We start from the raw sequence: 12603 nt of genomic DNA, 5'->3' as shown, positions 1-12603 counted from the left end.
CACATGACGAAGGGCCCCACGTGTGGGGCCCTTCGTCTGAAAGAGTCGCTGTTCGGGTGAACCGGCTCAGACCGGGAGGGTGGTCGGCGGCGTGGTGGGCCACCTCATGCGGATCGATCCGCCGTGTGCCCCGGCACTGACCTCGACGTCGTCGACGAGGCCGCTGATGACCGCGAGGCCCATCTCGTCCTCCTCGGTCTCGACGTCGGCGTCGCCGGCCCCGTCACCGGGCGGGTGCCCGCCGGGGACCGCGTGGGGCACCTCGTCGCCGACCTCGATGGAGAACTGTTTCTCCTCCTCGATCAGCAGCACTTTCACGGGCGCCGTGATGCCGCCGTTCCGGTGCAGCCCCACGGCTCGCGTGCACGCCTCGCCGACGGCGAGCCTGACCTCGTCGAGGACGGCCTCGTCCACTCCGGCCCTGCGCGCCACCGCCGCCGCCACGAGCCGGGCGGTCCTCACGTGTTCGGGCAGCGCGCTGAAGCGGAGTTCGACGGTGGCCATGCATCCCCCTCGCAACTACGGGCGTGCTGTGGAGGGGCCGAGCCGCCGAAGAGCGCGGCCCCCCTCGTGCTTCACTTCTGCCGCCCGGGCGCACCGGCCCGGAGCCGCTTGTCAGTCGGTGGCCGCCACCGCTTCCTCGACCGAGGTGTGGATCGGGAACACCTTGGTGAGGCCGGTGATACGGAAGATCTTGAGAATGCGCTCCTGGTTGCAGACCAGGCGCAACGAGCCCTCATGGGCACGGACGCGCTTCAGGCCGCCGACCAGCACGCCGAGTCCGGTGGAGTCGAGGAAGTCCACACCCTCCATGTCGACGACAAGGTGGAAACTGCCGTCGTTCACCAGCTCGACCAGCTGCTCGCGCAGCTTGGGCGCGGTATATACGTCGATTTCGCCACCGACCCTGACGATCGTGCGATCGCCCATGGTCTCGGTCGACAGGGACAGGTCCACGGATCCTCCAGCACCTAGCTATCGAGCGGTCGCCCTTGGGGCATCTCGGCTCAGCCCCCGGGACGGTTCGCCAGCCGCGATGGCATTCAATCACTTACCGGCAGGCGTGCACGACGCCTTGACCCCATTGTCCGTCACTCCAGTGACACACTCGGTGCCGATGGCCAAGAATCACCGATCCGATCGACCCCCGGCGGACACCGCGTCCGGGTCCGTGCCGGGCGCGGTCCTGGACCGGCTCGCGTCCGGACCGAGCCGGGCTTCGCGCATTACTCATACGGAGCACTTGCCCCCGCGCGCGGGTCGCCATGCCGTCTGGCCGGACCGGATCCGCGCGGAGGTCGTCGCCGCCGTGCGGGCCGCGGGCGTCGATCATCCCTGGGCCCACCAGGCACGCGCCGCCGAACACGCCCTGGACGGCGAGTCGGTCGTGGTCGCCACCGGCACGGCCTCCGGCAAGTCCCTGGCGTACCTCGCACCGGTCCTGTCGACCCTCCTGGACGGTGCCGAGGCACCGAACGGCCGCGGCGCGACCGCCCTCTACCTCGCCCCCACCAAGGCCCTCGCGGCGGACCAGTGCCGGTCCGTGAAGGAACTTTCACATCCTTTGGGCCATTCGGTGCGTGCGGCGGTCTACGACGGCGACACGCCGTTCGAGGAACGCGAGTGGATCCGCCAGTACGCCAATTACGTGCTGACCAACCCGGACATGCTGCACCGGGGCGTCCTGCCGTCCCACGCCCGCTGGTCCTCCTTCCTCAAGGCACTGAAGTACGTCGTCATCGACGAGTGCCACACCTACCGGGGTGTCTTCGGCTCGCACGTCGCCCAGGTGCTGCGCCGGCTGCGCCGGCTGTGCGCGCGCTACGGGGCCTCGCCGGTGTTCCTGCTGGCCTCCGCGACCGCCGCCGAGCCCGCGGTCGCCGCCCGCCGTCTCACCGGCCTGCCGGTGGTGGAGGTCGCCGACGACGCCTCACCGCGCGGTGAACTGGTGTTCGCCCTCTGGGAGCCGCCCCTGACCGAGCTGCACGGCGAGAAGGGCGCGCCCGTCCGCCGTACCGCCACCGCCGAGGCCGCCGACCTGCTGACCGACCTCACCGTGCAGGGCGTCCGCTCGGTCACCTTCGTACGCTCCCGGCGCGGCGCCGAGCTGATCTCCGTGATCGCCCAGGAGCGCCTCGCCGAGGTCGACCGTTCACTGGCCCGGCGGGTCGCGGCGTACCGGGGCGGCTACCTCCCCGAGGAGCGCCGTGCTCTGGAACGGGCCCTGCACTCCGGCGAACTCCTCGGCCTGGCCGCGACCAACGCGCTGGAGCTCGGCGTGGACATCTCCGGCCTGGACGCCGTGGTGATCGCCGGCTACCCGGGCACCCGGGCCTCCCTGTGGCAGCAGGCCGGCCGCGCGGGACGGTCCGGGCGGGGCGCCCTCGCCGTCCTGGTCGCCCGCGACGACCCGCTGGACACCTTCCTCGTCCACCACCCCGAGGCCCTGTTCGACCAGCCCGTGGAGTCCACCGTCCTCGACCCCGACAATCCCTACGTGCTCGCCCCGCACCTGTGCGCGGCGGCCGAGGAACTGCCCCTGACGGACGGGGACCTCGACCTGTTCGGCCCGGCCGCCGGGGAACTCCTCCCGCAGCTGGAGGCCGCGAAGCTGCTCCGCCGCCGGACGAAGGCCTGGCACTGGACCCGCCGGGAGCGGGCCGCCGACCTCGCCGACATCCGCGGGGAGGGCGGCCGACCGGTCCAGGTCGTCGAGGCCGGTACCGGCAGGCTGCTCGGCACGGTCGACGCGGGCGCCGCCCACACGAGCGTCCACGAGGGCGCGGTCCACCTGCACCAGGGCCGCACGTATCTCGTCCGCTCCCTCGACCTGGAGGACTCCGTCGCCCTGGTCGAGCAGGCGAACCCGACGTACACGACGGTCGCCCGTGACACGACGTCGATCTCCGTGCTGGAGACGGACACCGAGATCCCGTGGGGCGACGGCCGCCTGTGCTTCGGCTCCGTCGAGGTCACCAACCAAGTGGTCTCCTTCCTGCGCCGGCGCGTCATGACCGGTGAGGTGCTGGGCGAGACGAAGCTCGACCTTCCTCCCCGTACGCTGCGCACCCGCGCGGTGTGGTGGACGGTCACCGAGGACCAGCTGGACCGGGCCCGGATCGGTCCGGAGATCCTCGGCGGCGCCCTGCACGCCGCCGAGCACGCGTCGATCGGCATGCTGCCGCTCTTCGCGACCTGCGACCGCTGGGACATCGGCGGCGTCTCGGTCCCCCTCCACCCCGACACCCTGCTGCCCACCGTCTTCGTCTACGACGGCCACCCGGGCGGCGCGGGCTTCGCGGAACGCGCCTTCCACACCGCCCGTGCCTGGCTCACCGCCACCCGTCGGGCCATCGCCTCCTGCGAGTGCGAGGCCGGCTGCCCGTCCTGCATCCAGTCCCCCAAGTGCGGCAACGGCAACGACCCCCTGCACAAACGGGGCGCGGTGCGGCTGCTCACGGTGCTGCTGGAGGGGGCACCGGACCAGCGGCCGGAGGGAGTGGAGGCGGCCCCGGACCGGTGGCCGGGGACGGACCCGGCTCCGGGAGCCGGTTCGGGACCGGGGGCGGGGACTCCGCCGGACCCGGAGGTCCCGCCCGCGCCCTGACCTCCGCCGTGAACGGCCCCCGGCCCGACGCCACCGACACGTCCGAGACCTCGCCGACGACCGCGCACCGCACCAGCCGCGCGCCCTGTGCCCGGGCCACCCGCTCCGCCCGGGCACAGGCGGCCGTGCCGCCCTGCGTCCAGTGGTCCGCCGCCGCGAGCGCCGCGAGGTCCGCGCCCCCGGCCGCGCGGTGCCGGACCACCACCGCGTGCCCGAGGGCCAGGACGGCGCCGAAGACGACACACAGCACCGCGACCGCCCCGACGCTCCAGACGGTCGCGGACCCCCTGTCGGCGGAGTCGCGGGTGACGGCTCTCCGGTCGGCGGATCCCCGGTCGGCGGATCCCCGGTCGGCGGATCCCCGGTCGGCAGGTCTCCGGTCGGCGGCCCCGAAGCCGCCGGAATCCGGCTCGCCGGCTCCTCGGCCGGCGGGTCCCGACCCTGAAGGCCCCCGACCGACGGGTCCCGGCCCTGAAGGCCCCCTGCCGCGGGCCCGCGGACCGACGCACCCCGGGCCGGCCCCGGGCCGCCGCGCCCCGTGTCCGGACCTCATGCCTCCGCCCCCACCGTCACCGTCTCCTCCACCGCTGCCACGGCCTCCTCCCGTACGTCGAAGGGCAACCCGTCCAGCAGTGGGGGCCTGGCCACGACGACCACCCGGACGTGCTCGGCCTCCCTGCTCACCCTGACCTCCGCGCCGGGCGGCGCAGCTCCGCGGGTCACCTCGACGACCGCGTCGGGCGGGTCCTGGCGGGCCGCCGCGCGAGCGCCCGTGCGTGCCGCGTCCACGCACTGGATCTGTGCCGCCACCACCAGCAGCCCGTAGACCAGCGCCGTCGCGAACATCACCAGCACGGGCAGCACCATGGCCGACTCCGCCGTCACGAACCCCCGGTCGCCGCCCCGCTCACATCCGGCCATCGAGTGCCTGCTGCACGATGTTGCGCAGGGCCGTGCTGACCGGCCCGCTCGTGACCACCTTGTAGAGCACCACGGCGAACGCCACCGCCGCCACGATCCCCATCGCGTACTCGGAGGTCACCATTCCCGCGTCCCTCCGTACCGCACGCACCCTGCACACCAGGGCACGCAGCCGTGCCCGTACCGCCTGATACATCACAACCCCCATGAGGAAAGGTCCTGTTGGAACACCGCGTGAAACACCACTCGTCTGCACGGCCCGCTCACCGGCCGCCCGTCCGGTCACCGTCCGTCAGGCACCACCGCCCCCTCCCAGCACCCCGCCCGCGAGCCCGATCACCACGGGCAGCACGCCGACCGCGACGAACGCGGGCAGGAAGCACAGACCCACCGGCGCGCTGACCATGACGGCCGCCCGCCGGGCCCGCGCCGTCGCCGCGCGGGCCCATTCAGCGCGGGCCTCGGCGGCGAGCCGGGCCACGGGGACGGACAGGGGGAGCCCGGACGCGTCGGCCCGTTCCAGCAGCCGGGCGAGAGCCACGGTGCCCGGGACCGAAGCCAGCCGCTGCCAGGCCGCACCCGGTTCACCACCGAGCCGTACCTCCGCCGCGCCCCGCGCCAGCGCTTCCCCGACCGGCCCGCCCAGGGCGTCTCCGACCGCCTGCGCGGCCGTCACCGGACCGGCGCCCGCCGCGATGCAGGCGGACAGCAGATCGGCGGCGAGGGGCAGCTGACGCGTCACCCCGGCCGCGAGGCGCTCACGCTCGCGCCGGCGCGGGTCCTCCGCCGCCCGCCACCGCCACAGTCCGGCTGCGGCGATCAGCCCCACAACGACTCCGGTGAGGCCGCCCACCAGCGCCCACCCGGCACACGCCACACACGCGTGCGGCAGCCAGTTCCGCGCGGCGCTCGGCACCGGGAGGCGTGGGGCGGCCGCCGTCGGCCGCGGAGCCAGTGCCCCGGCCAGCCGCCGCCGCGTCCTCCGTGCCTGTCGCGTCCGGTCCCCCCACCGCACCAGCCACACCAGCGCCGAGACCACCCCCACCACTGCCCCCAGCCTGTGGACGACGTCCCCGTTCACCCCGCCACCTCCTCGGCGCCCCGCACGATCCGCAGCGCCCACCACAGCCCCAGTCCCTCCAGCACCCCGCCGGCCGCCAGACAGCCCAGCCCCGACGGTGTGTGCAGCAGGATGTGCAACGGGTCGGCGCCGAGGGCGGTGCCGAGCGCGAGGCCCACCGCCGGGAGTCCGGCGAGCATCACCGCCGTGGCGCGGGCACCGGCCAACTGGGCGCGCAGGTCGGCGCGCTGGTCACGTTCGGCCCGCAGCGCCGCTTCCAGCCGGTCGAGCCCGTCCGCGAGCCCGGCGCCCTGGTCCACGGCCACCCGCCAGCACGCGGCGAGTCCTCGCAGCCCCTCGGCGCCCGGTTGTCCCGCCGCCGCCGCGAGCGCCTCCGGAACGTCCCCGCCGAAGCGCGCCGCCGCCAGCACGGCCGCCTGTGCGTCGCCGAGCCCGCCGGAGTCCCGCGCGGCCGTCAGCAGCGCCGCACCCGGCTGTCGTCCCGCACGCACCTCCCCGGCGAGCGCGCCGCACAACCCGATCACCGCGTCCCCCCGGCTCTCGCGCACCCGGCGCTCCCGGGCGGCCAGCCGCGCCCGCCGCAGCAGGGGCACCCCGGCCGCCCCCGCGACGACGGGCAGCACCGACGAACCCAGCACCGCCAGCACCATCCCGGCGGCCGGCGACCACCACTCCGCGTGCAGCCGCTCGCGGATCCACCGCCACCCGAGGGTCACGCGGGGCCGTCCCGGTGGCCCGCTCCCGGCCGCTGCCCCACCGGCCAGCAGCAACCGCGCCCGCCTGGCCCCGGCCCGCCCGCCGCCCAGCAGCCAGGCCGCTGTCCCCAGACACGCCACGGCCGCGCCCATCGACATCCCGTTCACCGTCTCGGTCACCTCGGCCGTCATCCCGATCACCCCGCTCATCCCCCGGCCCCTTCTCGCAGTCCCCTGCCGCGGTCCGGGGCCCGCAGCAGCCCCCGCAGCCGCTCCCATCCCCGCTCGTACACGAAGGTCTCCGGCCCCCACCGCAGTGCCGGCACCGTCCGCACCAGCCCCGACGGGTCCCGTTCCAGCACGTGCACCTCCGCGATCCGCCGCCGTCCGGTCCGGTCGCGCACGAGGTGCAGCACCACCGAGAGGGCGGCCGCCAGCTGGCTGTGCAGCGCGAGCCGGTCGAGTCCGGCGGCCGTACCGAGCGCCTCCAACCGGGCCGGAACGTCGGCGGCGGCGTTGGCGTGGACCGTCCCGGAGCCGCCTTCGTGCCCCGTGTTGAGGGCGGCCAGCAGATGGACCACCTCCGAGCCGCGCGCCTCGCCCACGACCAGCCGGTCCGGCCGCATCCGCAGCGCCTGCCGCACCAGGTCCTCGAGGGTGACGAGCCCCGCACCCTCCTGGTTGGCGGGTCTGGTCTCCAGGCGCACGACGTGCGGGTGGTCGGGCCGCAGTTCCGCCGAGTCCTCGGCCAGCACGATCCGCTCGTCCGGCCCGACCAGCCCCAGCAGAGCGCTCAGGAGGGTCGTCTTGCCGCTGCCGGTGCCCCCGCTGACGAGGAACGACAACCGGGCGTCCAGCAGCGCCCGCAGCACGCGGTCCCCGCCCGGCGGCACCGTTCCGGCCGCCACCAGTTCGTCGAGCGTGAAGGCGCGGGGCCGCACCACCCGCAGCGACAGACAGGCACAGCCGACGGCCACCGGGGGCAGCACCGCGTGCAGCCGTGTCCCGTCGGGGAGGCGCGCGTCGACCCAGGGCCGGGCGTCGTCCAGGCGCCGGCCGGCCACGGCCGCCAGCCGCTGTGCGAGGCGCCGGACGGCCATCGCGTCGGGGAAGGAGACGTCGGTGAGTTCCAGTCCTCCGCCCCGGTCCACCCAGACCCGGTCCGGCGCGGACACCAGCACGTCCGTCACCGACGTGTCGGCGAGGAGCCGGTCCAGCGGTCCGCTGCCGACCAACTCGGACCGCAGTTGCTGGGCGGCTCCCAGCACTTCGGCGTCCCCGAGCACCCGCCCCTGGTCCCGCAACGCCTGCGCCACCCGCGCGGGCGTCGGTTCGGCCCCGCTCTCGGCCAGCCACCGCCGCACTCCGTCGAGCAGAGCGGGCGGCATCCCCGCTCCGGTCACCGTCGGCCTCCTCATGCCGCCCTCGCCTCCACCAGCGCCCGCTCCCAGAACTCCTTGCAGAAGCGGGCCAGGGGGCCCCGGCCCGACGCCCCGGGTGGCTGCCCCGTCCCGTGCGGGCGCTGCAGAGCGGGTTCGACGGGCACGTCTCCTGCCAGGGGGAGCCCGAGCAGCCGGGCCACCTCGCGGTCGTCCAGGCCGGGCGCGTACGGCCCGCGGACCGCCACCCGCAGGTCGCGCAGGACCATGCCCACGGCGGAGGCGACACGCCCCGCCGCCGCGACGGCGCGCAGTTCCGCGGGGACCACGAGGAGTCCGAGGTCGAGCTGGGCGAGGACCTCGGCGACCCCGTCGTCGACGCGGCGCGGCAGGTCGACCACGACCGCGCCGCCGCCGCGCCGCGCCGCGGCGAGCACCGCGCGGACGGCCTGGGGCGGTACGGCGACGCAGTCGCCGCGGTCCCAGCTGAGCACCCGCAGGGAGTGCAGTTCGGGCAGCGACTCCTCCAGGGCTCCACCGCCGACCCGCCCGCGTGAGGCGGCGAACGCGGGCCAGCGCAGTCCCTCGGCCGTCTCGCCGCCGAGCACCACGTCGAGTCCGCCGCCCAGCGGATCCGCGTCCACGAGGAGCGTGCGCAGACCCTCCCGCGCGGAGGTGACGGCGAGCGCGCACGCGAGCGTGGACGCTCCCGCCCCGCCCCGGCCCCCGATGACGCCGACCGTCAGGGCGGGCCGTCCGACGCCCTCCGCCACGTCGGCGATGCGGTCCACCAGCCACTGTTCGCCGTCGGGCAGCATCAGCACGTGGTCGGCGCCGATCTCGACGGCCCGCCGCCAGACCCCCGGATCGTCCTGGTCGCGGCCGACCAGCACCACTCCTCGCCGTCGCGGAGCCCCGCGCACGCGCCGCGCGGCGTCGTCGCCGACGAGGACGAGCGGCGCGGCCTCCCAACCGCCCCTCGGCTCCGGAACCCCGTGATGGACCTCCGGTGTGGCGCCGGCCGCCGCGCACAGGCGCAGCAGATCGTCGAGGAGTCCGGCGTCCTCGGTGACGATCAGCGGTGCGCCCTGCCGGCCACCTCCGGCGTCGGGCAGCGGATCGCGCGTGACGGTCCCGGCCATGTTCGTCCCCTTTGCTGTGTCTCCCGCGCAGCCGCGAGGGCCCCGCGATTCCCAGGTGTGAAGTGCCGGCAAGCGGTCTCCCTGCGGAAGGCAGACGGAAACCGGCCGTGCGCGACCCGACAAACGGCAAACCGGGAGTGAACTCGCGGCGAGCGGGACGCGCTGGAATCACGGTGCAGCGCTCGGGAAAATCGCGTGGATCTTGGTCGAAAACTGTGGATGCCACGGCCGTTGTGAATATCGCCGTCACCCATACCGGCGAGCCCCGCACATCTCCTGTACGACTTCCGCAGAGCAGTCCGACAGCTACCCACGGTTACAGTTCATGAACATGACAATCATCTCTCGCCTGCGGCACCCCAACGGCGCTCCGGTCACGGAGAGAGGGGAAAAACCCACCCGGACATGCGACGACCCCCGCCGGGGGGGAGAGCGGGGGTCGTCCCCACGGCCGACTCGGGGGGGGAGGAGTCGGACCGGGTTAGCACGGTCGCGAACGATCCGTGACTTCCATGGTGTACCCGAGAGCCCTCTCAGGCAAACCCACACGCCCCACCTTACGCCGAATGGGCTGCGCCTATGCTCAAGGGCGTGGAAAACCACTCGTCGCCCCGCACAGCCGCCTTCTTTGACCTGGACAAGACGGTCATTGCGAAGTCGAGCACACTCACGTTCAGCAAGTCGTTCTACCAAGGCGGTCTGATCAACCGCAGAGCGGTCCTGCGTACCGCGTACTCCCAGTTCGTCTTCCTGGCCGGCGGCGCCGACCACGAGCAGATGGAGCGGATGCGCAAGTACCTGTCCGCACTGTGCCGCGGCTGGAACGTGCAGCAGGTCAAGGAGATCGTCGCCGAGACGCTGCACGACCTGATCGACCCGATCATCTACGACGAGGCCGCCACCCTGATCGAGGAGCACCACACCGCCGGCCGGGACGTCGTGATCGTGTCCACCTCCGGCGCCGAGGTCGTCGAGCCGATCGGCGAGCTGCTCGGCGCCGACCGGGTCGTCGCCACCCGGATGGTCGTGGGCGACGACGGGTGCTTCACCGGCGAGGTGGAGTACTACGCGTACGGCCCGACGAAGGCCGAGGCGATCAGGGAGCTGGCCGAGTCCGAGGGCTACGACCTGGCCCGTTGCTACGCCTACAGCGATTCGGTGACCGATGTGCCGATGCTGGAGTCCGTGGGCCACCCGCACGCCGTGAACCCGGACCGCGCGCTGCGCCGGGAGGCCCTCGCGCGCGAGTGGCCGATCCTGGACTTCCACCGGCCCGTCCGGCTCAAGCAGCGCTTCCCCGCGTTCTCCGTGCCGCCGCGCCCCGCCCTGGTCGCGGCAGCCGCCATAGGGGCCGCGGCGGCCACCGCGGGCCTCGTCTGGTACGCCAGCCGGCGCCGCGCGACGGTGGCCTGACCGCACCTCGGAAAACGTTCCACCCGCCACCGGCCGCCGTCGCGCGCACCGCTGCCCGTTTGACGCGTATTTGAACCTAAAAGTAAAGAAGCAGGTCCGGGACTTCCGCTTGCTTCATTCCTGGAGTACAAAGGACTCAACGGCCCGCGAGACCAAGGACATCCGAGAGGATCACCTTCACAACGCATTTGGCCCCACGGACCGCGCATGAACACCGGGCACCCACGCGACGTCGACCCGTCGATTACGGGCCAGCCGCACCAGGTGACGGGCAAAGTCCCCGACCTGATGGGCATGTATCGAGGACGCTTGGTAACCCGGTGGCCATGCCAGCGGCGGTACGAGTTCTCGTACCGCCGCATCTCTGCCCGGCCCCCTCAAGGGGCCCTTTTCTTTCCCACGCCGCTTCTCACACCGCGCGCGTCACGCCACGCGCGCGTCACGCCGCCCCGCGCTGGAGCGCCTCGCACACCGCCGTCGACTCGCGCGCCCCGAGTTCGATCGCCCGCCCGCAGTGGGCGATCCAGGCGGCCACGCCCTCGGGCGTACCGGATACATAGCCCTCCAGGGCCGCCAGGTAGGCCTCGTGCCCCAGTTCGGCGTGCCCCACCTCGGCAGGACAGACCGACTTCGGGTCGAGACCGCTGCCGATCAGGACGATCCGCTCGGCGGCCCGCGCGACCAGGCCGTTGTGGGAGACGAAGGGGCGCAGGGCGAGGAGCTCTCCGTGGACGACGGCGGCCGTCACCAGCGCCGGGGCGGAACCGCCCGCGACGATCAGCTCGGACAGCCCCTCCAGCCGGCCGTGCGCCTCCGCGGCACTCGGCACCCCGAGCCCGATCAGGGGCTCGTCGACCTGCTCGCCCTCCTGCCGGGGCCGCCCGACCTGCTCGGCCTTGTCGGCCGCCGCCACCAGGTGCAGCCTGGCCAGCACCCTCAGGGGCGACTGCCGCCAGATGGACAGCAGCTGGCCCGCCTCGGCGGTCAGGCGCAGGGCCGCGCCCATCGTGCGCGCCTCGGCGTCGCTGCCGAAGTCGCTGCGCCGGCGCACCTCCTCCAGGGCCCAGTCCGCGCCCGAGAGCGCCGCCGAGCCGCGGGCGCCGCGCAGCGCCGCCTCGGAGGTGATCTCGTTGCTGCGCCGACGCATGACCCGGTGTCCGTAGACCCGGTCCACGGCCTTGCGCACGGACTCCACGGAGTCGGCCACTCCGGGCAGGGAGCCCAGGGCCGCAAGGGGATCGGCGGTCGCGCCTGTCGTACTCATGAGTACGACACTACGCACCCCGGGCCCCGCACCCACGAAGGAGTGGTCTTCTTCACGCCCCGCTGCCACCTACAGCTATCAGGCCACTACGCTTGGTGAACATGAAAATTGCTTTCGTGGGGAAGGGCGGCAGCGGAAAGACGACCCTGTCCTCCTTGTTCATCCGTCACCTCGCGGCCGAGGGCGCCCCGGTCGTCGCGGTCGACGCCGACATCAACCAGCACCTGGGAGCCGCGCTGGGGCTCGACGAGGCGGAGGCGGCCGCGCTGCCCTCGATGGGCGAGCACCTCCCGTTGATCAAGGACTACCTGCGCGGCACCAACCCGCGCATCGCGTCCGCCGAGACGATGATCAAGACGACGCCGCCCGGTGCGGGCTCCCGGCTGCTGCGGGTGTGCGAGGACAACCCGCTCTACGACGCCTGCGCACGGCCGGTGGAACTCGACGGCGGGGCCGTCCGTTTGATGGTCACCGGCCCCTTCACGGACGCCGACCTGGGGGTCGCCTGCTACCACTCCAAGACCGGAGCGGTGGAGCTGTGCCTGAACCACCTGGTGGACGGCCCCGGCGAGTACGTCGTGGTGGACATGACGGCCGGCTCGGACTCCTTCGCCTCCGGCATGTTCACCCGCTTCGACATCACGTTCCTCGTGGCCGAGCCGACCCGGAAGGGGGTCTCCGTCTACCGCCAGTACAAGGAGTACGCCCGCGACTTCGGCGTCACTCTGAAGGTCGTCGGCAACAAGGTGCAGGGGCCGGACGACCTCGACTTCCTCCGCGCGGAGGTCGGGGACGACCTGCTCGTGACGGTGGGGCACTCGGACTGGGTCCGGGCCATGGAGAAGGGCCGACCGCCCCGGTTCGCGCTCCTGGAGGAGCCGAACCGCCACGCCCTGCGCCTGCTGCACAGGGCCGCCGATGCGACGTACCCCCTCCGCGACGCGGAGCGCTACACCCGCCAGATGGTGCACTTCCACCTGAAGAACGCCCGGTCGTGGGGCGACGAGCGCACCGGGACCGACCTGGCGGCGCAGGTCGACCCGGGCTTCGTGCTCGGCGAGAGGATCGAGGGGACCGAGAGGGTCACGGCGTCCGCCTGAC

At 73.8% G+C, this 12603-nt stretch carries 12 protein-coding genes and 1 pseudogene; 3 read left to right on the top strand and 10 right to left on the bottom strand.

Annotation, left to right across the window (positions count from 1 at the left end; all coding sequences use genetic code 11):
• Nucleotides 1-66: 66 nt before the first annotated feature.
• Nucleotides 67-504, bottom strand: coding sequence for an ATP-binding protein (locus FHS37_RS11440; protein WP_184819734.1), 438 nt, complete (start codon nt 502-504; stop codon nt 67-69).
• Between the two features lie 111 nt (nt 505-615).
• Nucleotides 616-957, bottom strand: coding sequence for an anti-sigma factor antagonist BldG (gene bldG / locus FHS37_RS11435; protein ID WP_003991900.1), 342 nt, complete (start codon nt 955-957; stop codon nt 616-618).
• 79 nt (nt 958-1036) lie between these two features.
• On the opposite strand from bldG, the gene sftH reads away from it, so the two are divergent.
• A complete protein-coding gene (gene sftH / locus FHS37_RS11430; RefSeq protein ID WP_229890130.1) occupies nt 1037-3607 on the top strand; it encodes a DNA 3'-5' helicase SftH in 2571 nt (856 codons plus the stop codon).
• On the opposite strand, the pseudogene FHS37_RS11425 reads toward sftH, so the two are convergent.
• From FHS37_RS11425 to ssd, 7 genes and pseudogenes are all read right to left on the bottom strand, one after another.
• Nucleotides 3555-3911: pseudogene (locus tag FHS37_RS11425) on the bottom strand (Rv3654c family TadE-like protein); the annotation flags it as partial. The gene sftH and the pseudogene FHS37_RS11425 overlap by 53 nt on opposite strands.
• 245 nt (nt 3912-4156) lie before the next feature.
• Nucleotides 4157-4528, bottom strand: a complete 372-nt coding sequence (locus tag FHS37_RS11420) for a TadE family type IV pilus minor pilin (protein ID WP_184819729.1) — start codon at nt 4526-4528, stop codon at nt 4157-4159.
• Complete coding sequence (locus FHS37_RS11415) at nt 4515-4724, bottom strand: DUF4244 domain-containing protein (protein ID WP_184820050.1); 210 nt, start codon at nt 4722-4724, stop codon at nt 4515-4517. The genes FHS37_RS11420 and FHS37_RS11415 overlap by 14 nt, the downstream gene beginning before the upstream one ends.
• A 96-nt stretch (nt 4725-4820) precedes the next feature.
• A complete protein-coding gene (locus FHS37_RS11410) occupies nt 4821-5609 on the bottom strand; it encodes a type II secretion system F family protein (protein WP_184819726.1) in 789 nt (262 codons plus the stop codon).
• Complete coding sequence (locus FHS37_RS11405; RefSeq protein WP_373304300.1) at nt 5606-6457, bottom strand: type II secretion system F family protein; 852 nt, start codon at nt 6455-6457, stop codon at nt 5606-5608. Before FHS37_RS11405 ends, FHS37_RS11410 begins: the two co-directional genes overlap by 4 nt.
• Before the next feature lie 53 nt (nt 6458-6510).
• Nucleotides 6511-7722 carry a TadA family conjugal transfer-associated ATPase gene (locus FHS37_RS11400; protein ID WP_184819711.1) on the bottom strand — a complete coding sequence of 404 codons (1212 nt, stop codon included), beginning with the start codon at nt 7720-7722 and terminating at the stop codon, nt 6511-6513.
• The gene (gene ssd / locus FHS37_RS11395) at nt 7719-8825 is read right to left on the bottom strand and encodes a septum site-determining protein Ssd (RefSeq protein WP_184819709.1); all 1107 of its coding nucleotides are present in this window, start codon (nt 8823-8825) and stop codon (nt 7719-7721) included. Before ssd ends, FHS37_RS11400 begins: the two co-directional genes overlap by 4 nt.
• A 579-nt stretch (nt 8826-9404) precedes the next feature.
• On the opposite strand from ssd, the gene FHS37_RS11390 reads away from it, so the two are divergent.
• Nucleotides 9405-10238 carry an HAD family hydrolase gene (locus tag FHS37_RS11390; RefSeq protein ID WP_184819707.1) on the top strand — a complete coding sequence of 278 codons (834 nt, stop codon included), beginning with the start codon at nt 9405-9407 and terminating at the stop codon, nt 10236-10238.
• A gap of 439 nt (nt 10239-10677) precedes the next feature.
• Here the strand turns inward: FHS37_RS11390 and FHS37_RS11385 are convergent, their stop codons facing one another.
• Nucleotides 10678-11502 (bottom strand): Fic family protein, encoded by an 825-nt coding sequence (locus tag FHS37_RS11385; RefSeq protein ID WP_184819705.1) that lies wholly within the window; start codon nt 11500-11502, stop codon nt 10678-10680.
• A 101-nt stretch (nt 11503-11603) separates the two neighbouring features.
• On the opposite strand from FHS37_RS11385, the gene FHS37_RS11380 reads away from it, so the two are divergent.
• Nucleotides 11604-12602: an ATP-binding protein gene (locus FHS37_RS11380; RefSeq protein WP_184819703.1), complete on the top strand. Its 999-nt coding sequence runs from the start codon at nt 11604-11606 to the stop codon at nt 12600-12602.
• The last annotated feature ends 1 nt before the right edge of the window (nt 12603 follow it).

Origin of the sequence: Streptomyces griseomycini (assembly GCF_014203535.1) — a bacterium.
GTDB lineage: Bacteria > Actinomycetota > Actinomycetes > Streptomycetales > Streptomycetaceae > Streptomyces > Streptomyces griseomycini.
This window is presented reverse-complemented; position numbering and strand designations above follow the sequence as displayed.

What these genes read in the sequence shown, in the direction of transcription:
- FHS37_RS11380 (WP_184819703.1), top strand. Translation starts at nt 11,604, where the DNA reads ATGAAAATTGCTTTCGTGGGGAAGGGCGGCAGCGGAAAGACGACCCTG.
- sftH (WP_229890130.1), top strand. Translation starts at nt 1,037, where the DNA reads ATGGCATTCAATCACTTACCGGCAGGCGTGCACGACGCCTTGACCCCA.
- FHS37_RS11390 (WP_184819707.1), top strand. Translation starts at nt 9,405, where the DNA reads ATGCTCAAGGGCGTGGAAAACCACTCGTCGCCCCGCACAGCCGCCTTC.
- FHS37_RS11415 (WP_184820050.1), bottom strand. Translation starts at nt 4,724, where the DNA reads ATGTATCAGGCGGTACGGGCACGGCTGCGTGCCCTGGTGTGCAGGGTG.
- FHS37_RS11400 (WP_184819711.1), bottom strand. Translation starts at nt 7,722, where the DNA reads ATGAGGAGGCCGACGGTGACCGGAGCGGGGATGCCGCCCGCTCTGCTC.
- ssd (WP_184819709.1), bottom strand. Translation starts at nt 8,825, where the DNA reads ATGGCCGGGACCGTCACGCGCGATCCGCTGCCCGACGCCGGAGGTGGC.
- FHS37_RS11420 (WP_184819729.1), bottom strand. Translation starts at nt 4,528, where the DNA reads ATGGCCGGATGTGAGCGGGGCGGCGACCGGGGGTTCGTGACGGCGGAG.
- FHS37_RS11405 (WP_373304300.1), bottom strand. Translation starts at nt 6,457, where the DNA reads ATGGGCGCGGCCGTGGCGTGTCTGGGGACAGCGGCCTGGCTGCTGGGC.
- FHS37_RS11440 (WP_184819734.1), bottom strand. Translation starts at nt 504, where the DNA reads ATGGCCACCGTCGAACTCCGCTTCAGCGCGCTGCCCGAACACGTGAGG.
- FHS37_RS11385 (WP_184819705.1), bottom strand. Translation starts at nt 11,502, where the DNA reads ATGAGTACGACAGGCGCGACCGCCGATCCCCTTGCGGCCCTGGGCTCC.